Annotated in this window: 16 protein-coding genes; 7 read left to right on the forward strand and 9 right to left on the reverse strand. The window is 41.7% G+C overall.

Features of this window, described 5'->3' with window-relative positions:
- Positions 1-62: 62 nt before the first annotated feature.
- From SFU91_11990 to SFU91_12030, 9 genes are all read right to left on the reverse strand, one after another.
- Positions 63-860 carry an alpha/beta hydrolase gene (locus tag SFU91_11990; GenBank protein ID MDX2129745.1) on the reverse strand — a complete coding sequence of 266 codons (798 nt, stop codon included), beginning with the start codon at positions 858-860 and terminating at the stop codon, positions 63-65.
- A gap of 26 nt (positions 861-886) precedes the next feature.
- On the reverse strand, positions 887-1,258 hold the full coding sequence (locus tag SFU91_11995; GenBank protein MDX2129746.1) for a hypothetical protein: 372 nt from the start codon (positions 1,256-1,258) through the stop codon (positions 887-889).
- 382 nt (positions 1,259-1,640) lie between these two features.
- Positions 1,641-1,895 (reverse strand): hypothetical protein, encoded by a 255-nt coding sequence (locus tag SFU91_12000; protein MDX2129747.1) that lies wholly within the window; start codon positions 1,893-1,895, stop codon positions 1,641-1,643.
- A 212-nt stretch (positions 1,896-2,107) separates the two neighbouring features.
- Positions 2,108-2,542 carry a hypothetical protein gene (locus SFU91_12005; protein ID MDX2129748.1) on the reverse strand — a complete coding sequence of 145 codons (435 nt, stop codon included), beginning with the start codon at positions 2,540-2,542 and terminating at the stop codon, positions 2,108-2,110.
- Positions 2,543-2,552: 10 nt separating this feature from the next.
- A complete protein-coding gene (locus tag SFU91_12010) occupies positions 2,553-2,909 on the reverse strand; it encodes a YciI family protein (protein ID MDX2129749.1) in 357 nt (118 codons plus the stop codon).
- Positions 2,910-3,003: 94 nt separating this feature from the next.
- Positions 3,004-3,573: a cyclic nucleotide-binding domain-containing protein gene (locus SFU91_12015; protein MDX2129750.1), complete on the reverse strand. Its 570-nt coding sequence runs from the start codon at positions 3,571-3,573 to the stop codon at positions 3,004-3,006.
- A gap of 128 nt (positions 3,574-3,701) precedes the next feature.
- Positions 3,702-5,261, reverse strand: a complete 1,560-nt coding sequence (locus SFU91_12020; protein ID MDX2129751.1) for a FumA C-terminus/TtdB family hydratase beta subunit — start codon at positions 5,259-5,261, stop codon at positions 3,702-3,704.
- Between the two features lie 86 nt (positions 5,262-5,347).
- Positions 5,348-6,040, reverse strand: coding sequence for a hypothetical protein (locus SFU91_12025; protein ID MDX2129752.1), 693 nt, complete (start codon positions 6,038-6,040; stop codon positions 5,348-5,350).
- Between the two features lie 20 nt (positions 6,041-6,060).
- Positions 6,061-8,013 (reverse strand): BamA/TamA family outer membrane protein, encoded by a 1,953-nt coding sequence (locus SFU91_12030; GenBank protein ID MDX2129753.1) that lies wholly within the window; start codon positions 8,011-8,013, stop codon positions 6,061-6,063.
- A gap of 252 nt (positions 8,014-8,265) precedes the next feature.
- Here SFU91_12030 and SFU91_12035 point away from each other — a divergent pair, with 252 nt between their 5' ends.
- The 7 genes from SFU91_12035 (at position 8,266) to SFU91_12065 (ending at position 20,362) form a co-directional block, all read left to right on the forward strand.
- Positions 8,266-12,609: a putative Ig domain-containing protein gene (locus tag SFU91_12035; protein ID MDX2129754.1), complete on the forward strand. Its 4,344-nt coding sequence runs from the start codon at positions 8,266-8,268 to the stop codon at positions 12,607-12,609.
- Positions 12,610-12,723: 114 nt separating this feature from the next.
- Positions 12,724-13,152: a hypothetical protein gene (locus tag SFU91_12040; protein ID MDX2129755.1), complete on the forward strand. Its 429-nt coding sequence runs from the start codon at positions 12,724-12,726 to the stop codon at positions 13,150-13,152.
- A 129-nt stretch (positions 13,153-13,281) separates the two neighbouring features.
- Complete coding sequence (locus tag SFU91_12045; GenBank protein ID MDX2129756.1) at positions 13,282-13,725, forward strand: hypothetical protein; 444 nt, start codon at positions 13,282-13,284, stop codon at positions 13,723-13,725.
- Positions 13,726-13,823: 98 nt separating this feature from the next.
- Positions 13,824-15,266 (forward strand): phosphoglucomutase/phosphomannomutase family protein, encoded by a 1,443-nt coding sequence (locus tag SFU91_12050; protein ID MDX2129757.1) that lies wholly within the window; start codon positions 13,824-13,826, stop codon positions 15,264-15,266.
- Between the two features lie 61 nt (positions 15,267-15,327).
- Positions 15,328-15,672: a YbaB/EbfC family nucleoid-associated protein gene (locus SFU91_12055; GenBank protein ID MDX2129758.1), complete on the forward strand. Its 345-nt coding sequence runs from the start codon at positions 15,328-15,330 to the stop codon at positions 15,670-15,672.
- Positions 15,673-16,014: 342 nt separating this feature from the next.
- Positions 16,015-18,891: a pyruvate, phosphate dikinase gene (gene ppdK, locus SFU91_12060; protein MDX2129759.1), complete on the forward strand. Its 2,877-nt coding sequence runs from the start codon at positions 16,015-16,017 to the stop codon at positions 18,889-18,891.
- A gap of 163 nt (positions 18,892-19,054) precedes the next feature.
- Complete coding sequence (locus SFU91_12065) at positions 19,055-20,362, forward strand: GWxTD domain-containing protein (GenBank protein MDX2129760.1); 1,308 nt, start codon at positions 19,055-19,057, stop codon at positions 20,360-20,362.
- Positions 20,363-20,365 lie beyond the last annotated feature (3 nt).

Below are 20,365 nucleotides of genomic sequence, written 5' to 3' on the forward strand. Positions count from 1 at the left end.
AATATAAAGAACAATTATAAGTCATAATTTCATTAGAGCGATTTCGCTGTTTCTGACCAAAATCATAGAGTATAATATTGAGGATGTTTATTGGTTGTAAAAAACTCATTTTTTAGATATGTGTATAACTCTTTACAATCTTTATACCCACCGTGTCGCTTAATATGATTTTTGCAATTCACAACTTTTACATTTGGAGATTTTTCTATCAACGTTGCGGGGTTTTCGGGTCCAAATAGTCCTAAAGCGGAGTCCCAATGATGTACTCTATACCCTAAATTCAAAACAGGGTCATGTTTCGAGTGGAATACATAAACTGTGTTACATTTTTGGGTAGAAGAAAAAAATTGATTACCGAATTCTAAATCTTCATTATCAACAGCGGAAGCGGTTAAAAAAAGATTATTTACCACTTTTTGTTTTTTTCCATCATCTAATGCAGATAAAGCTACCCTTGATCCCATACTATGTGTCATCAGATCGACTAAAACTGCGTTGTTAAATATGCTATTTAAGTGCATTTGCAATCTTCTTGCCACAGCCGAACTTCTACTTTTAGCTGCCTGATAATCAAAGGGGTTATCCCCGCCCGGCCAAGTATAACCAACTATTTCATCGTAAAATTGCCAATCTTTAAAGTTCTCTTCGAGCGTTTGATAAGATTTAATAACATCATCCGGTTCTGAATTATAGCCGTGGATAAGGACTAGAATTGTTTTACCAGATATTTTTTTTATCACCTCATCGCGCGTCATTTCAGTGCCTAAGCTTTCATCCGATAGATTAACATCTCTGAATAAATCAAAATCAGATAAATTATCTGATTCCCAAAAATCAGTTCTTGAACTTATCATTATCATAAAAATCTCCAATTAGTTGAAAAATACTATAAAGAACCCAACCATAAACCAGATATGAGTACTAATACATCTATTGCCCATTTTTCTTTTGTTTCATCATATTTTTTAGAAAGTATTACAAATAGTGAAGCCAAAAGTAAAATGAAAGAAATAACTGTTTTTATAATAAATTTAGGATTGCTAAATTCATTTGAGCTTTCTCTTTCAATATAATTTTCATTTTTAATAATTGATTTTTCTATTGAGTTAATTGAGTCTCTTGTAATTATTTCTGTATAGCTTTCTTTATGTTGTGAATTGTTAAATGCATTTTCAAAAAAATTAGACTTTCTTGTAATAACAAAAAGAATAAAAAAAGATAATATAGAAATGGAAATAAAAATTGCAGTATTGCGCATAACAATAATTATTCAAGAATTAAGCGTAGAAGAAATCGACGAAAGAAAAAATTTCTAAAGTCAGTATTCTTTTTTTGGTAAATTGAAATTGAAACTAATTGAGAGTTATGCTGAGTGAAATAGCATAATTACAATTTTTCCTAATGCGAATATCCGTATAGGCTTTCCTTAAGACGGATTCTGAAACAATGATAGAATAATATTAGTAACGAACGAGAGAACGGGTTAGAACGGGAGGAACTTGGTGGTTTCCTGAGGTTCTAATCTTAACACTAGCAGTTTATATTTTTTTACATTTAGTTCCAAATAAAATTTTTCTGTACTCATTTTGTGAGCTTCATCACAAGATTGATGAATTAGTAATGCTGAAAAGTTTAGAATGCTATCTTGCCCATATTTCATAAGAGTTTAAAGGTGCTCTTAACTTAAGGTAAGTATTGGAAAGAAGGGGCGTTATAAGAGAGAAAATATTTTTTTCATTAATGCCGAAAAAGGCAATAGAACGCTGATAACGCGGATTGAAGTTGATTCGTGCGGATAATCGGTGTGAATCGTTTGAATCTGTGTCATTGGCGTGCAAGATTCCAAGCGCGCTTCGCTTGTCGGAATGCTTGTACTGAGCCTGTCGAAGTGACATTGTTAATCCTGTTCATCACTTAATCCTGAAAATCCTGATTCAGACAGTGGTTTCTACAAGCCGTGGCCACCACACGGGTTAAGCCCCCGAGCAATACTTAACCAATATGAAAATAAAAGGAATTTTTTTGCGATACCTCCAAAAAAGCAAGGGATGCGGAACCCGAAAGCCCAGCACCCCTTTTTTGCCCACAAATCAAGAAGAAAGTGGATTTACATTTCAGAAAAGCTCTTTGGAAGCCCCGTTGAGTCTTTTGCAATGAATCCCGAAAAGGCGAGTAATGCCCCACAAATCATCAGATTTCGAAAGACATTCACCATTTCCAATTCCTGTTCCCTAGCAAGATTCGCGGCCATCATTTCAGTCCCAAGTTCAAACCCCATCGCGCGGGGAAGGTGCACAAGCAAAGCCATAAGAAACACATAAAGCGCCATAAGTAGGTAGGCAAGTTGATCGTATTTCCCAATCACGGCACTCACAATAAAAGCAAGAATACACACAAGCGTGAAGTAATTCCAGAAGTACGGAAATGGCAAATAGTCAGGCACAAACGAGGCACCGACATCGGGCTTGCCCAAGTGAAGCGCCACATACAAGAGGAACGATAATGGAAAGAGATATCGGCCAAGATGAAAGATGTTCTTCATTGCATTGAAATTAGTTGGTTGGAAAAGGTACAAGCGGCCGAATTTCAACCGAGCTTTGCGGATACTTGAGAATCGGACAAGTTTTGCTCCACTCTTGAACTTCTTCAAGGCTTTCGGACTTGCAGATTAAAAAGCCCGAAACCAAAACGCTGTTCGCTACTTTATGCGGATGACCTGCACGAACGCCCGCGCTATCAACAATCGCGGCGTCATACCGAATGGGCGCAGTACTCACCAATTTGCCCTGCATTGCGATATTGCCAATCCACGCTTGCCATTTGGGCATGTCTTCGGCCATATCTTGTGTTGAAGCCAAGTAACCGGACTCGGCACTGGCATTGCGAAATAATAAGAGATATTCTGTCATTGGTTGTGAATTTAAGTTTTGAAAAGTACTTCATTCAGTTCATCTGAACGATGCAAAATTGCCAATCTTTACTTCCCCCAATGATGACAAAAGTCTATAATTTTGATTTTAATCGGCTGAATACATCTTTATGAATGCCAAGATAGGAGGCAATGAGCTTGCTCGAAACGCGTGTCATCAAAGCCGGTCGATGCTTCATGAGCCACTTAATGCGGTCAAGCGAGGAAAGGGAAACAAAGGAATTAATGCGGTAAACCGAATTGGCATAAGAGACTTCAAGGATTTGGCGATAGATGGCTTCGAATTGAGGAACTCTTGTCATCATCTCTTGAAAGGCGGTGAAATCGATGACGAGTAATTGTGAAGGCTCAACCGCCCGAATATTTTCAGTTGCCGGTTGCTGTTTGCCAAAGCTCATTAATTCGGTACACCAACTGTCTTCGATGATGATATCGCGGGTGGTTTCATTCATCTCATCATCATAGACAAACACTTGCAAACACCCCTTCGCGATGAAATAAACATGCTTGCAAACTTCTCCTTGTGTTAGAAGTGTTTGGTTTCGCTTGGTCTTTAAGGTTTTGAAATTAGAAAGAACCAAGTCCAATTGCTCTGTTTGAGACCCAAGCCGTTTGATTAAATGTGTTTTTAGCGTTTCAATCATACAGGTTTTGATAGAAAGAAAACATCAAATCAATGGAAATGAAAAAGGAAAATAGGGTCATCAAATAAGAAATCAAAAGCCCGAAACTTGGATTTCAGGCTTGAAATAAAAAAAAGAAAAAATAATGATTAATACACCGGCTCGGCGAATGTTTTAAGAACAGTCATTGAAGCGTCTTCAACTTCTTTGTGCAAGCTGCCACCGTGCGAATCCATTGTAACGATTGCGGCAAAGCCCTTCACTTGCAAATGCCACATTGCTTCGGGCACGCCCATTTCTTCAAGGAAATGCACACCCGTCACCCGTTCTATACACTTGGCATAGTATTGTGCCGCGCCTCCAATAGCATTGAGATACACCGCACCGTGGTCTTGCAATCCTTTTAAGGTCTTCGCACCCATTCCGCCTTTACCAATTACGGCTCGAAGCCCAAGCTTCTTGATAATATCCGCTTGGTATGGCTCCTCGCGAATGGAGGTGGTTGGGCCGGCAGCTGTAATTTTATAGGTTCCATCCGGGTTTTTGAGCACCACAGGGCCACAGTGATACAGCACGCCACCTTGCGTATTGACGCCTTCGGGCAAATCGTGGTGCATCATATAGTGGTGGAAGGCGTCGCGGCCGGTGTGCATTTCGCCATCCACAATCACCACATCACCCACTTTGAGTGAGCGGATAACTTCTTCAGAAATCGGCGCTTTGAGCACCACTTCTTTTCCTGTGAGCGTAATGCCTTCACCTTGGGCAAGGCGTTTAATTTCATCGGACTCGCGGTATTGCCAGCGAAGAATGGCACCTTTTGAGTCTAACTCAACGCCCAGCCGTCGGTATGCCCAGCAGTTATAGGCCACACTGACAAAGAAACTCGCCGGAAGTCGATCGGCTTTGCCGATTTTGCAGCCCAAGAGCGTTACTTTTCCGCCAAAGCCCATCGTTCCAATGTCGAGCTTATCGGCATTGGCCATCACATAGGTTTCAAGGTCGCGCAGAACGGGATCGGGGTTGGTATCATCAACGGTTCGAAGCAGTTGTTCTTTGGCGAGTTCGTAGCCCGAGGTGCGGTCGCCGCCGATGCCAACACCAATAAACCCTGCCGAACAGCCTTGCCCTTGGGCTTGCCAAACGGCGTGCATAATGCATTTGCGAATGCCTTCAAGGTCGCGGCCGGCTTTGCCAAGCCCGGGCAATTCCATCGGGAGTGAATATTGAATGTTTTTATTTTCACACCCGCCGCCCTTTAAGATGAGCTTAATTTCGGTGAAATCATTTTCCCATTGCTCAAAGTGCATCACAGGGACGCCCTCGCCAACATTGTTGCCGCTGTTTTTTCCTGTGATGGGGTCAACGGAATTGGGGCGAAGCTTTCCTGTTTTTGTGGCTTCGATGGTTGCTGCACGAATCGCGTCTTTGATTTCCAATTGATTGACGCCGATTGGTGTATGGATAAAGAATGTAGGCATTCCCGTATCCTGACATATCGGCGAAACATTATCGCAGGCCATATCGACATTGAGCGTAATGGTGGACATCGCAAGCCCCGAGCGCGATTCCGCTGCTTCACGCACCGCTGCCGAAGCCACCGCACGGCGGACATCGCTTGGCAGATTGGTTGAGGTTTCGGTGATAAGTGCTAAAATTGAATTCTTTAGGGTTTGGTTGAGCGAGCGAGGCGTGGATTCGGCTGACATACTTGTTACTCCTTTTTACTTCAAAAAAAACTTCAAAAAAAAATTGAAAATCAGGTTCAAAATCTGTGGCAAAATTACTGAACTTTTTACGAAACACTTCCAAGAGAATTTTCTAACCCTCGAATAATGGGATGTGCCTTTAAGAGATTGTAATACTCCGGAAATTTTTTGAGCCTTTCAAGATACACTTTGGAAAAGGATGCAAAGGACATCCGTGCTTCAAATTCAGCTGTGTAAAGTGTTCGTCCGTTTGGCGCCTCTTTTTGGCTTGATTTAATAAGATTGATAACAGGTTGGGGCACAATATTAAGATAAAAAATAGAATCTGGGAATGCGTTTGGATTCGGGACGCGAGAGTAAATCACTTGATTGATGGGGCGCATCGCGTTGCGGAAAAGCGCAGTATCGCTTGGGCTGAGCGAAAGGGAAAGTAATAAGTTTAGCGAATCGGTAAGGGAATGAAGCGCGTCACTTAATCGAGAGATGGCAATCGTTTCGCCTCGCTGAATCAGGATGGATTCGCTTGGCGATGAAGTTTCTGTATGAATAACAAACTGTGCCGGAAAAACCGCAGGAGAAAGATTAAAGAGCGAATCAATGGCTGGGTCGAATTGATGCGTTGTATCGATACCTGCAGCGAAAGTGGGTTGGGCTGAATCGGGTGTTACACTTGATGCTTGTTGTCCTTGAGTAGTTTTCTTCTCTGAACAGGCACTGATGAGCAAAAGTATGAAAAGTGAGATGCTTGGGAAGCATCGGTTGATTTTCAGGTGCGGCATAATGATCTGATGTTTGAACCTTAAAACTCGTTAATAATATTAAAATGAATTTTTCCTTGTAAAAAGGAATCGCCTTCGCCCAATGCAAAAGTAAAGCCGGTGAGCCCCAAAGGCGTTTCAAAGCGAAACCCGAACCCGTAGCCAATGCGAAAATTCGACTCGGCAATATCTGTTGGGACAACCGGATTTGCCGGACGAGTGAAGTAACCGGCATCGAGAAATCCAAAGAGAAACGTTTTTTGAGATAAGATAAACCGGTATTCGGCACCGCCAAAAAGGAACTGTGAGGCCAAAAATTGTTGCTCACGATAGCCACGAAGCGAAAGCGCGCCGCCAATTCGCATCAAATCGCTGAATTGGATTTCATCGCTTAGTATCGCACTGCCTTTCAAACGCAAAAATAAGACTTGCCTGAAAAAGAGGCGTTGATAAAATTCAAGATCAAGGGAGAAGCGCTGTTGCAAAACGCTTTTGCGAAGTCCAAAGAGGCTGAGCAATGAATCTGAACCCGCAATCGTTTTTGTGCCGATGCGGTACTCATTTTTGAAAAGCCAGCCGGATTGAGGATTGAGCGGGTAATCGCGGGAGTCGTAAAGAACGCCAAGCCCACTTAATGTAATCGTGCTTTGAAAGATGGTTTGGCTTGGCGTGAGGGATTCGATAATGGGAGTTACGAGCTCACGCGAAAAATTTCCTGTGATCCAAAAATTGGTATTGAATCGAAAAATGCCGGTGACACCATAATTCAATTGAGAAAAGCTGGAATCTTGTTTGAGTTGAAGCAATTCAAGAGAAAGAGTAAGCGGAAGATTTAAGACCCAAGGCTCTTGATAAAACAGCCGAACATCTTGCGTTGGGGCATTGGGCTTCGTCCACCGGACTTCCAGCCTTCGAGCGGTCCCAAAAAGATTTCTGAGCGAGAAATTGATTTGCCCAGTAAAAAACCCCTCGTCATTTGGGCCGAGTGCCGGTTGGTAGCCAAGGATACCATCAAAAGTATTGGGGTTTCCTTCTTCAAGGGTGAATCGAATGATGGCTTTGAGGGAATCGGTTAAAGAATGTTGTTTCTCCTGCGCTTGATTGGGGATAAAGAGGGGTTCCTCTGCAATGACTTTATCAAAAAGCCCCAATCGCAGCAGTTTTGAATTTGATTCAGGAAGGTTTTTTTCGAGAAAAACATCGCCCGTTCGAAAGGGAAGTTCGCGCAAAACGATGTCGGGTTTTGTGGTTTGCAAACCATTCACCAAAATATCGCCAACGGTCACAAAAGCACCACGAAAAAGGGTAAACGAAAGGGAGACTGGCAGGATGTCGGGCTTTTCAGGGTCTTTTCCTTCAGGGTCAATTGAAGAAACGGAAACTTTCGCAAAAGGATAACCGGATGTTTCCATTGAGGTGATGATGCGATTGGCAGCATCTTCAAGAGCTTCGTTTTGAAAAGGTGAATTTTCAATTTCCTCAAGTATTCGATTGATTTCTCGGGGAAGCGGTTGGTTCTGAGGCGAAAGACTCGAATCAATAAAATGCACCCGTTGAAGAAGATATAACGGCCCCTCTGAAATTGAGAGGAGCATCTCTGCCTTTGTCGAGTCGGAATTGTAGGTAAAATCCGCACGCTCAATAAGAAATTCCAAAAAGCCTTCCTGCCTTGCCAAAGCTTCGGCGGAATTGATGGTAAGGCGAAACGCGTCTCTCGAATCAAACTTTTCGCTTTCAAACACACGGGTTAAGGCGCTTTCGCGGAACTGCCGAAGCCCTTCATATCGAATATTAGAGATTCTTAAAGGGAATTTGAGGGGAAGTGAGATAGAATCTGCTTGGAAGCTTCGAGCGGTTGAATCCGGAGCTTGAGATGCAGCGAAACTTTGTGAATAGAGAAAAAAACTAAGAATTAAAATTCTTAAGCAAAATTCGTGCGTTTCACAGCGACTTTTTATAAAATGATAGGAAAGAATCAAGTCCTTCAAACTCATGAAAGATTGTAAAGACGGTCTTAAGAATTGAACTATTCTAAAAAACTGATGTAATAAAATTGTCAACTCGGGTTCTTTTCTTGAAAAGACATTGTTTTTGATTAAATTCGCTCGCCTCAAGATAGGTATTTGATTTTTCTCAATAAGAGAAGAACACCCGCCTAATCTTATCCGGTACTTAGCTTCAAATGATAAGGCTTTGTTACCTTCTATTAAATTTAGATATTCTTCTTAAATACAACACGAAAAGCAATGTCCTTAAAAAAGAGTTTTTATTTTGGAATAATTGTTTTAAGCTTTTTTTCAACAACCTTCCTCTCAATCCCTCAACTTTCGGCACAAGTCACAGACGAACAGCGAGATTTAAATCGATTGGAACGTCTCGGTACGCCCTTTCTTGGTTCAGATGGGATTTCGGCAGCGTTGGCTGAAGGAAATCTATTTTATGTTATCGGAAATCAAACCGGATTACAGACATTTTTTTCAGAAGATCCGTTTGGGCAGGGAATTGAACCCGCCGGAGAGTCTATTGTATTAGGGCTTTCAACCATTGGGATTGCGAAGAAAGGCAAATACCTGTATGTCAGTGATAATGTCAATGGCATCAATGTCGTTGATGTTGGTGATTCTTCCAAGCCAAGGTTGGTCGGCATGTTTCCGACTTCTTCAAATCAATCAGAAGATTTGGTGCTTGATGAAACGGGGAATTATCTTTTTGTCGCAACAGGGAAAGGTGGCGTGGAAGTTTGGGATGTCAGTAAATCTGAAAAGCCAAAACGCGTTTTTGAAACGGCGCGTTTATTAACTTGGTCTTACGCGTGGTCGGTGACTTACAACGAAAAAAAACTCATTGTTGCCGATCGTGAAGGCGGCGTTCGCGTATTCGATGCTTCAAAGCCAACTGCCTTAAAGCTCCTTTATTCCTACAAAGGAACCGGCGATACCCGTTCAGCAATCTTAAAAGACAATACCCTTTATTTAGCCAATGGTGCTGCGGGGTTTGAAGTCGTGGATGTGAAAAATCCGGCAAGGCCAAATCGTATTTTCAGTGAAGCCTTTCTCCCGAATTATGTCTCGAGCGTTTCCTTTTATAAGCGTAATCCCAATTATATTTTTGTAGCTGCCGGCCGAAGCGGGATTGTTGTATATGATACACGGCTATTTGTAACAGCCCCACGCCGCGCGAAAGAAAAGGCCGATAAAGGGGTTGGGGAAATCACTCGGTTTGTTCAAAATGGTCAGGTACTTTACAGTGAGACTCTAGATAAAGGCGTTTCTATGTATTACTTCAACCTTGCACCGAAGCTTGAAAATGTTGTTGATCTCACCACAGATGAAAATAAAGAATTGACATATACCTTTAAAGGTTTAGACCCCGATGAAAATAAATTCAAAATTGAATTGATACCTGAAGGCGGTAAAATGCCTGATAGTCTTTTCTACTCGGTTCAAAATTCTACACTTCGATGGAAACCAAGTTTTGAACAATCGGGAGTTTATAACTTCACGGTTAAACTAACGGAACTGCTTCCTGATTCTCTTTTCGGCAGTTCACTCCAAAAGCCGATTGTGCCTGTATCGGTATCCAAAAGAATGAAGATTACCGTGAAACATGTGAATCGAGCGCCTTCCTTATTAGCGATTGCTGATCAAGTTTTAACCGAAGGCAAACCATTTACATTTACACTTACAGCAGGCAGCGATCCGGATAAAGAAGATGAAGGGAAATTGACTTACTCTGTATCCGGAAATCCAAGCGGAACTTCGTTTGATCCCAAAACCCGCACGCTCACTTGGACACCTGCTTCGAACCAATCAGGGGAGCATCGAATCAAATTTATTGTGACTGATTCAAACTCTGATAAGCTCGGTGCAAAAACGGATGAAAAAGAGCTTCGCGTCAGAGTTGAAAATGTCAATTTGGCGCCGAAGCTGGTTCGGATGGAAAGGCAAATATTATTTGAAAATAAACCTCAAACCATCAAAATTGAGGTTATCGATCCTGACAGAGAAGATTCCGCAAAACATGTATTTAAGGCACTCGCTTTGCCAAAAGGCTCTACATTTGATCCGTCAAGCCGATTACTTTCTTGGACTCCCACATACGAACAAGCCGGGGAATATACCGCGCGTTTTCAAGTAAATGACCAAGGGCTTGATGCCAAATTGGTTCCCAATCCAAAGCAAGCACTTACCGATACAATGACAATTTTCATTTCGGTAAAGCAAACCAATCGATCACCAATTCTTGCAGCCATTGGAGCAAAACCGGTAAAGGAAAATTCAGCGTTGAGTTTTGCCATTTCAGCAACCGACCCCGATCGTGAAGATGCGGGCAAATTGGCTTTTTCAACTGACTCGTTGCCTCAAGGTGCCGCGTTTGACCCGGCAAGGAGAATATTTCAATGGACGCCAACCTTCGAGCAATCCGGCGACTATACGGTGCGATTCAAAGTTATGGATGTGGGAATTGATGGAACACCTTTAATGGCTACTGAAGATGTCAAAATTACCGTTTCAAATGTAAATCGTGTGCCCTCACTAGATCCGATTGCAGAGGCAAGCGGAATAGAAGGAACGGCGTTAAGCTTTAAGGTAACGGCCAAAGATCCGGATCGTGAAGATGTTGGCAAATTAAAAATTACGACAAGCCCACTTCCTGCCGGTGCAACATTCGACGGTGAAAACTTTGCTTGGACACCAAACTTCGATCAAAACGGAACCTATAAAATCACTTATACCGTAACGGATGCAGAGGGACTTAAGGATACTAAAATCCAAAGCATTTTTATTGCTCATCTTAACCGAGAACCAAATTTCGCTCAAGTCTCGCCGCAAATTGGTCAAGAAACTGCAAAAGTGACCTTTGCTGTTGAAGCCAATGATCAAGACAAAGAAGATGCCGGTAAATTAACCTACAAGGCCTTAAACTTGCCATTGGGTGCAGCCTTCGATCCATTAAAACGCATTTTTAGCTGGGTTCCCACCTTCGATCAAGCCGGTGAATACAAAGTGATTTTTGTCGTCTCAGATCGCGGTCTTGATTCCAAGTTATTGCCTTCTTCAAATTCTGTGTTACATGATTCGCTTGAAGTTGCAATTACGGTCAAACAACTCAACCGAGCACCCATCCTTGCAGCAATTGGACCTAAGAAGACGGTTGAAGGCGGCGAATTAACCTTTAAGGTTTCTGCCTCTGACCCTGATAAAGAAGATGAAGGAAAACTAACCGTAACAGCAACTGGATTACCTGAAGGGGCAACATTCGATGAAAAAACGCTAGTCTTTGTTTGGAAGCCCGATTTTACTCAGAACGGGACATTCTCAGTTTCTTTCTCCGTCAATGACTCTGGCAATGATGATAAGTTATTAACCGACACGGAAACCATCACCATTACCGTCGATCACATTAACCGTGCACCAAAGTTTTCTCCAATTGATGCAGTGACCAGTGCGGAAAATTCGGCGATTTCAGTTTCACCGACTGCCACAGATTCAGATCTTGAAGACGAAGGCAAACTTAAGTTTACCGCAAAATCTTTACCGCAAGGCGCATCCTTCGACGGTTCTAAATTTTCTTGGACTCCGTCGTTTGAACAAGCGGGTTCTTACCGCATTCTTTTTACCGTTGAAGACCAAGGGCTCAATGAAGTTCTCAAACCGACAGGCGCAAAAGTATTGAGAGACACCGCGTCACTCATTATTACTGTTTCGCAAACCAATCGAAAACCAACGTTGAATTTGCCCGTTCTAAAGGCAGCAAAAGAAAATCAACCCTATACTTTCGCAGTTTCAGGAACAGATCCAGATCGTGAAGACGCCGGAAAACTCATTTATTCAGCTGATAACCTTCCGATTGGCGCGCAATTCAATTCTGAAACAAGAACATTTAGCTGGACACCGACCTATGATCAATCTGGATCTTATAAAGTTATATTTTCAGTGAAAGATGCAGGAATTGACGGTACGCCTTTAAGTGAAAGCAAAACCGCGGAATTCACTGTTGAAAATGTTAATCGACCGCCGGTGTTGCAGCCTGTTTCCGAAGCGAGAGGGCGAGAAGCGGATGAACTTATGGTTGAATTTATGGTTAGCGATCCTGATAAAGAAGATGAAGGAAAGTTAAAAGTTTCTGTATCGCCATTGACCACCGGAGCAAGCCTTGATGGAAGCATCTTGAAATGGAAACCCTCGTTTGATCAATCGGGCAGCTATAAGGCCACGGTAACCGTGACCGATGCTGCAGGTGCTAAGGATTCGAAACCGGTGACGATAACAATTGAAAACGTTAATCAATCACCGAAGCTTGACCCAATTAGCAATGTCAGTGCAAAAGAAAAGGAAAAAATTTCTTTCAAGATAACGGCAAAAGATTCAGATAAAGAAGATGTCCCGGCTAAAGGGGCGGATCGATTGTCGTTTTCAGCCGATGGGCTTCCTAAAGGCGCGACTTTTGATGCCGCAAGACGCTCATTTAATTGGACTCCTTCGGTTGGTCAAGCCGGTGAATATTCTGTGACATTCAGGGTAAAAGATAAGTCCGGTGCAGAAGATCAAACGACTGTAAAAATATCGGTCGTTGCTGCTGCGAAGTAAGCGATTTCCTCAAACAAACAATCGGCTTCTTTTAGGGAGCCGATTTTGTATTAGGAAAAGTGTGATAATCTTAATCATCTTCGCTGAATTCCAAACCGAAAATTTTTACGATCTATGAATAACCTTTTTCATTTTAACCATACGCACTCTAAACCGATTCGTTCAATTAGCCTGTTGATTGGTTTTCTACTTTTATCAAATGTTTTCTTCCCGAATAACGCGGCAAGCCACCCCTTTGAAAACACAATGATCAAAACGGAAAGTGATGAAATCATAGAAAGTGCGAGCTTAAAGGGTGAACAAATACAGAGATTAAAGCCGATTTGTCGAGAAAGAAAATGGATGTCAGGTTTAGATTTACAAGTGGTTGAGTTGAGCGAAGCAGTACTTTATGCGTCAATAGTCGATACCACAGCAGTTTCCAGCGTACCTGAAAAAGAAAAAGTTCTAACCTTGAGGAATGGAATTTTGGTAGGGATAGGCGCAGCATTCGGCCTGTTATTGTTTTCCTTACTTGAGAATGCTGAAAAATCGCCTTTTTAGAAGTATCATTCGGTTAAATATTTTAAATCAGTTGTCTTGTGATGAGATAAATAATTTTTCTCTTTCGATGCTTTTCATTATCATATCAATTATTCACATTCATTAATTATTATTTCCAATCGGGTTTTTATGTCTTACAAATTCACCAAAAAAGATTTTAAGAAAATTGCCAAAGCATTAGGCATAAAAGAACCTACCCCTGAAGGAAATCTAGTTCGATTTGATGTTGAAAATATCGTTGCAAAGCGAAAGGTATCACTTGAAGTATTCCCTGAATTATTAATTGGTGATACAACAGGAAATTTGATTTCAGTTTACTCTCCAATAGGGTTAATGCAACTTCATTTTTGCACGAATTACATCACAAGCGAAGAATTGGGTGATGTGATTTTATTTTCGGAGTCGCACAATAAAATTTCAAGCATCATCATTAGTCGTGATGCCGGTGTTACATCATATATGAATGTTGATAAATCACTGCTTTCGCGAGATCCATTTAAACTCTCCGGAGAAGTTTTGGGGTGCGCGATTCAATTGGGTTTAACTGAGCACATTCTTGATGAAGTGAAGTGATTAAGATTTTGATTGTTTTTCGCTATAAAGATGTTCGTTTCCCCCTTTTCCGTATCTCCACCTCGTCTCCTTTTTTCAATAATAGAAAATAGTAAATTATGAATATCAAATTTGGAACCTCCGGTTGGAGAGAAATCATTGCAGAAAAGTTCACCTATTCAAACTTGTTTTATGTTTTGAAAGCGATTTCGAAATATGTGAAAGAAGAACAGTTGGATTCGAAAGGCCTTGTCATTGGAAGGGATACACGATTTCTTGGAGAAGATTTCACCCGATTTGCCGCGGAGGTTTTAGCAAGTGACGGGATTCCTGTTTTTCTATGCAATCGCGATACCCCAACCCCAGTAATTAGCTATGAAATCAGACGAAGAGGGGCGGGCGGCGGAATCAATTTCACGGCTTCGCATAATCCGCCGGAGTATCAGGGGTTGAAGTTTTCAACCTCAGATGGTGCCCCAGCGCTTCCAGAAATCACCAAAAAAATTGAAACATATTTTAGTCAGATTTATGCATCTGAAAAAGATAAATCACTCCCATCATTTCAAACATTTCTTGAGCTCGAAAAGGCTGGTAAAATTCTACTCATTGATCCAAACCCCACATATATTGGAAGGTTAAAGGAGATCATCGATACTGATGTTTTGAGGGGTTCAGGATTAAAAATTGTTTACGATGCAATGTATGGCACAGCTCGTGGCTACACCGATCAGTTTTTGCTTGATTTAGGTCTTGATGTTGAGCGATTGCATGATTCGCGCGATGTTTACTTTGGTGGTCGCCCTCCCGAGCCTTCGGAAAAAAATATTCCTGAATTGATTGCTCGTGTAAAGGAACGCGGAGCCGCCGGGGAATTCATTCTTGGGCTTGCCAATGATGGTGATGCTGATCGCTACGCAGCAATTGATCAAAAAGGGCAGTACATTCAAGCCAACCAATTGCTCGCCATACTTTTTCATTATGCACTTCGCCACAAACCTCAGTGGAAAGGCTGTGTCGTACGAACTCTTGCAACCACACACTTAATTGATGCAATTGCAAAAAAGGAAAATGTGAAACTCTATGATGTTCCGGTTGGGTTTAAGTATATCGGAGAAATTATGATGCGTGAACCGATGATTGTGGGCGGTGAAGAATCGAATGGATTATCCGTTTATGAACATATTCCTGAAAAAGACGGGGTTCTCGCTTGTTTGCTTTTTGCCGAAATCACAGCGAGGATGAAAAAGCCACTCTCTGAATACCTTTCCGATATTTATGCTGAGTATGGCTATTATTCAACTGTGAGAGAAAACTTTAAACTAACAGAGGAGAAGAAAAACACATTGCTCGCGAAACTTCAATCGCAAACACCCGAATCTCTTTCGGGGATAAAGGTTCAGCGGGTTGATAAACGAGACGGTGTTAAAATGATTTGTGAAGATGAAAGTTGGCTTCTTGTTCGATTCAGCGGGACAGAGCCTGTTGTCAGACTTTATGCGGAATCAAGAACAGATGAAAGAACCAAAATGATTTTAGATGAAGCAAAATCTTGGATGAATTAAGTTTTGAACAAACAACAGATTGAAAATTTTAATTGATAAACGAACAGAAAGGAATTAACTCGTGATAAAAGATATGGCTTCGATGATGAAGCAAATGCAGAAAATGCAAGAGAAAATGGAAGTTGTTCAAGCTGAGCTTGAAAAGAAAATTGTTATTGGGGAATCGGGCGGAGGAATGGTTAAAGTGAAAGCCAATGGCAAACAACGGCTTTTAGAATTTGAAATTGAACCTGATTTACTAAAACCAGAAGAGCGTGAAATGCTTGAAGATTTATTGGTGGCTGCTGCCAATCAAGCACTCGAAAATGCGGCTCGATTGGCTCAGGAAGAAATTGGAAAAATTACCGGCGGGATGCTTGGTGAAATGGGCGCTGGAGGATTAGGCGATTTACTCCCAAAATTTTAACGAATAAAGTATTCAAAACCCCCCATTTCATCCTGTCATTAACACTAAGTCAGTTTTTAATAAAGCCAAAAATTTCCTCACTCGCCGTTTAAATTTACTTTTATATTTCCCTCTCAAGGCTTATCAATATTGAGCCTACTAATTCAAACGGCCGAATCGACTTTGTTTAAGAACCTCCAATCAGTGCTACATCTCAAACAAAAGTTAACTTGGCATTGCTCAACGGCGATAATCATTGTTTGACTGATTCGGTTGTTCATAAGAATTGATAAATGAGTGCCGGTGAGTTTCAAGGGCTTGTGAAGTAATCCGAAGCGGTCACCAACATAATATCATATCATTATGGTTGCCGTCAAGAAAGCATCGAAAAAAAAACCAATTTCAACACCCGTAAACAAATCCTCAGCGCTCGGTAAAAAATCATCCTCAGTCGGAAAACGAAAATTATCTCAACCACTTTCAAAGGGAAATACGGCGTCAAAGCAAAGAAAAGTATCTCTCTCCAAATTGATTTATAATTTTGGAGAAGGGAAAGCTGATGGTCAAGCAAAGTTAAAAAATCTTTTAGGTGGCAAAGGTGCAAATCTAGCTGAAATGGCAAGAATCGGGTTGCCCGTTCCTTCGGGTTTTACAATCACAACCGAAGTCTGTACCTATTTTTCTCACAATAATCATACCTATCCGGCCTCGTTCTTTTCGAAAGAATTACCCGCGGCCATTCAATTACTTGAAAAGAGAACCGGAAAGAAATTCGGTTCGGTAAAAAATCCACTCTTGGTATCAGTTCGCTCTGGGGCGAGAGCTTCAATGCCCGGAATGATGGATACCGTTCTGAATCTTGGTCTTAATGATGAAACAACTGAAGGCTTGGCAAGACTTACCGGAAACGACCGTTTCGCTTGGGATTGTTATCGTCGCTTTATTCAAATGTATGGCGATGTAGTAATGGGCATGAAACCCCTTTCCAAAAAGGAACACAATCCTTTCGAAGCAGCCATTGATGAAAAGAAACTACAACGCGGAATAAAGTCGGATGTTGAAATGAATACCGATGATTTAAAGGATCTTGTTGCTCGCTTTAAACGCATTATTCGAGAAAGAGCTGGTAAAGATTTTCCAACCAACCCGATGGATCAATTAAAGGGTGCGATAAGCGCTGTATTTGGAAGTTGGAACAACGAACGTGCCATTGTTTACCGCAAACTTAATAATATTCCTCATGAATGGGGAACTGCTTGTAATGTTCAAGCGATGGCCTTTGGCAATTTAGGCGAAAGCAGTGGAACCGGCGTTGCTTTTACACGCGACCCTTCAACCGGTGAGAACATCTTTTACGGGGAATATCTTATGAATGCGCAAGGTGAAGATGTTGTCTCCGGTGCAAGAACCCCGTTAAAAATCTCTGAGCTTCAAAAGCAAAACCCGCTTATTTACGGTCAATTAGAAAAAATTCGCAAAACGCTTGAAAAGCATTTTAGAGACATGAATGACATTGAGTTTACCATAGAAGATGGAAAGCTCTTTATGCTTCAATGCCGCGTTGGAAAGCGAACAGGGTTTGCTGCTATTAAGATTGCGATGGATATGAAGGATGAAAAGCTCATCACAGAAAAGGAAGCTTTACTTCGCATCGAACCTGAACAGCTGAATCAATTACTTCGCCCGATATTTGATTCGAATGAGAAAAAGGAGGCTGTAACTAAAGGTCGCTTTATGGCAAAAGGCTTAAATGCCGGTCCGGGGGCTGCTTCAGGAAAAGTATATTTCCACGCTTCCGATGCCGAAGAAGCGGCAAAGCGCGGCGAGCGAGTGGTTCTTGTTCGATTAGAAACATCCCCTGAAGATATTCGCGGGATGGCTGCGGCAGAAGGAATTTTAACTGCCCGTGGTGGGATGACATCACATGCGGCGCTTGTCGCTCGTCAGATGGGGAAGGTGTGCGTCGCAGGCTGCGGTGAGCTCGAAATCAGCTATGAGCATAGTGTAATGACCGTGCAGAATAAAGCATTCAGAATTAAAGAGGGCGACTTTATCTCGATTGATGGAACAACAGGGGAAATATTTGAAGGTGAAATTAAAACCAAGCCTTCAGAAGTCCTTCAAGTTCTTTTTGCTAAAACATTGAAACCAGAGGATTCTGAAATTTTCCGAATGTATGAACGCCTAATGAAATGGGCCGATCGTTACCGAACTTTGAAGATTCGAACCAATGCGGACCAGCCCGACCAAGCCCTTACCGCGCTTGCATTCGGGGCAGAGGGAATTGGACTTTGCAGAACCGAGCACATGTTTTTTGGCGGAGATCGGATTGATGAAGTCAGGCGTATGATTATGGCTCAAAATGAAGAAGAAAGACGAGCCGCGTTAAAAAACATTTTGCCCTATCAACGCGTGGATTTCTACGGAATTTTCAAAGCGATGAATGGCTATGCAGTAACCATTCGACTCTTGGATCCGCCACTTCATGAATTTTTACCGCATACCGAAAAAGATCAAAGGCTTTTGGGAGAAAAACTTCACAAGCCTTATGAAATGGTGAAAGCGCGGGTGGAGTCTTTAGCCGAGTTTAATCCGATGCTTGGCTTTCGCGGATGCAGGTTAGGAATTCTTTATCCTGAAATAACCGAGATGCAAGTTCGGGCGTTGCTTGAAGCGGCTTGCAATGCGAAGAAAGATGGTTTCAAGGTGTATCCAGAAATAATGGTTCCTTTAGTTGGTGATACAAAGGAATTTTCTTTACAAGCAGAAATCATTCACCGAGTTGCACAGCAGGTATTTGAAGAAAAAGGGCATAGTGTGGATTACATCGTTGGCACAATGATCGAAGTACCGCGAGCCGCCTTGCTTTCAGGGGAGATAGCGAAAGTAGCTGATTTCTATAGCTTTGGCACCAACGACTTAACTCAAATGACACTCGGCCTTTCTCGTGATGACGCGGGTCGCTTTTTACCTGCCTATCTTGAAAAAGAAATATATCCTCGCGATCCCTTTCAGGCCATTGACCGTGTGGGTGTAGGAAGGCTCATGAAACTTGCTTGCGAAGATGGTCGTGCGGTAAAACCTAAATTAAAACTTGGGATTTGCGGAGAGCACGGTGGAGAAACATCAAGCGTTGAATTCTGTCATCAACTTGGACTCGATTATGTATCGTGCAGCCCATTTCGAGTGCCTATTGCGCGGTTTGCAGCGGCAAGAGCAACAATTCTGAATGAGAAGTAAGGAGTTAAAATCATCGCCAATAAAAAACCCTTTCTGTCCTGAAAGGGTTTTTTATTAATGTGAGTCAGTTGGTCAATCACTTATTCCGAATTTGGTCATCAAATAATGAAAATAGGTTTCATAAATTGAAAGTAAATTTTCACACATTTTAAAAATTCGCATCGTGAACTTTAGTTTCTTTTCTCTCACCCCAATTCTAAAGGTTGTCTTTACCTCTTGCTTTTTATTGTTTTCAGGAGCTTGCTTAGCCCAACAAATGGGGGGGATTCGGGCAGCCTCGGAACCGCCCTTAGAATTCGATTATGATGTTTATTCTTTTTCTGGAGATCGAGGCGAAAGCATGCTGTCGATTTATACTCGAATTCCGTTTACCAAACTCTCCTTCATTAAAAATGAGGATTTATTTTTTGCTCGGTTTGAAACCAACGTTACGATTCTTGATGAAAACGAGCGAATCGTAATGGAGCGCCAAAAAATCGATACTATCAAAACACCTTTTTATGAACAAACGCAATCCAATCAACTTACTCAACCAAATCTTTTTTCCTTCATTTCAGCGGTAGGCGATTTCGATCTGCTTATTCAAATTCGCGATATTGAAAGCGGACGAAACTATAAAAATCGGCGAAAGATCAGCGTCAAAAATTTCAATGCTTCCTATCCGATTATTTCATCCTTGATGCCGGCACTTCTCCTTACAGATTCTTCCTCTCGCGTGCGATTGATTCCAAGTTTAAACACTTTAATGCAGAAAGGAAGAGAACCACTTCAATTTTATTATGAAATCTACTCACCGAAAAAACAATCGTTGAATTTGAGTTATACTTTCTTTCAAAAGGGGCGAGTTCCAAAGGAATACAAAAAGTTTACACGTCTCGTGGAAATTGATCGAGGGAGAAATAAGTGTTTAGATACGCTCTTTTCAACGGATTTTGAAAGCGGCGACTACGAATTAATTTTATTTACGGCTTCTGGAGAGAATGAAATTCAAGATGCATCAAAGCTTTCTTTTACCGTGAGGCTGGTGGGAGTTTCGTATGCCATTAAAGACCTTACAAAAGCAATTGATCAACTCCGGTATATCGCCTCAGGGAGCGATCTCGATAGCCTCCGCGACGCACCAAATAACGATGTTCGTGTTAAGCGATTTAATGAATTTTGGAAACGCTTCGACCCAACCCCCGATACCCCCGAAAATGAATTGATGAATGAATATTATGCGCGAATCGAATTCGCCAACCAAAAGTTTTCAAACCAAGGTGAAGGTTGGAGAACCGATATGGGGTTTATTTTTGTGAAATATGGTCAACCGGATTTTGTAGAGCGGCAACCTCAAACAATGAATAACCTCAATACCGAAATTTGGGAATATTATCAACATCGAAGAAGGTTTATTTTTGTTGATCGAACCGGGTTTAATGACTACCGACTGCTTTTCCCTGAACCAGATTCAAGAACTTATATTCGCTAAATA

Source organism: Chloroherpetonaceae bacterium, assembly GCA_033763895.1.
Classification (GTDB): Bacteria; Bacteroidota; Chlorobiia; order Chlorobiales; family Thermochlorobacteraceae; genus JANRJQ01.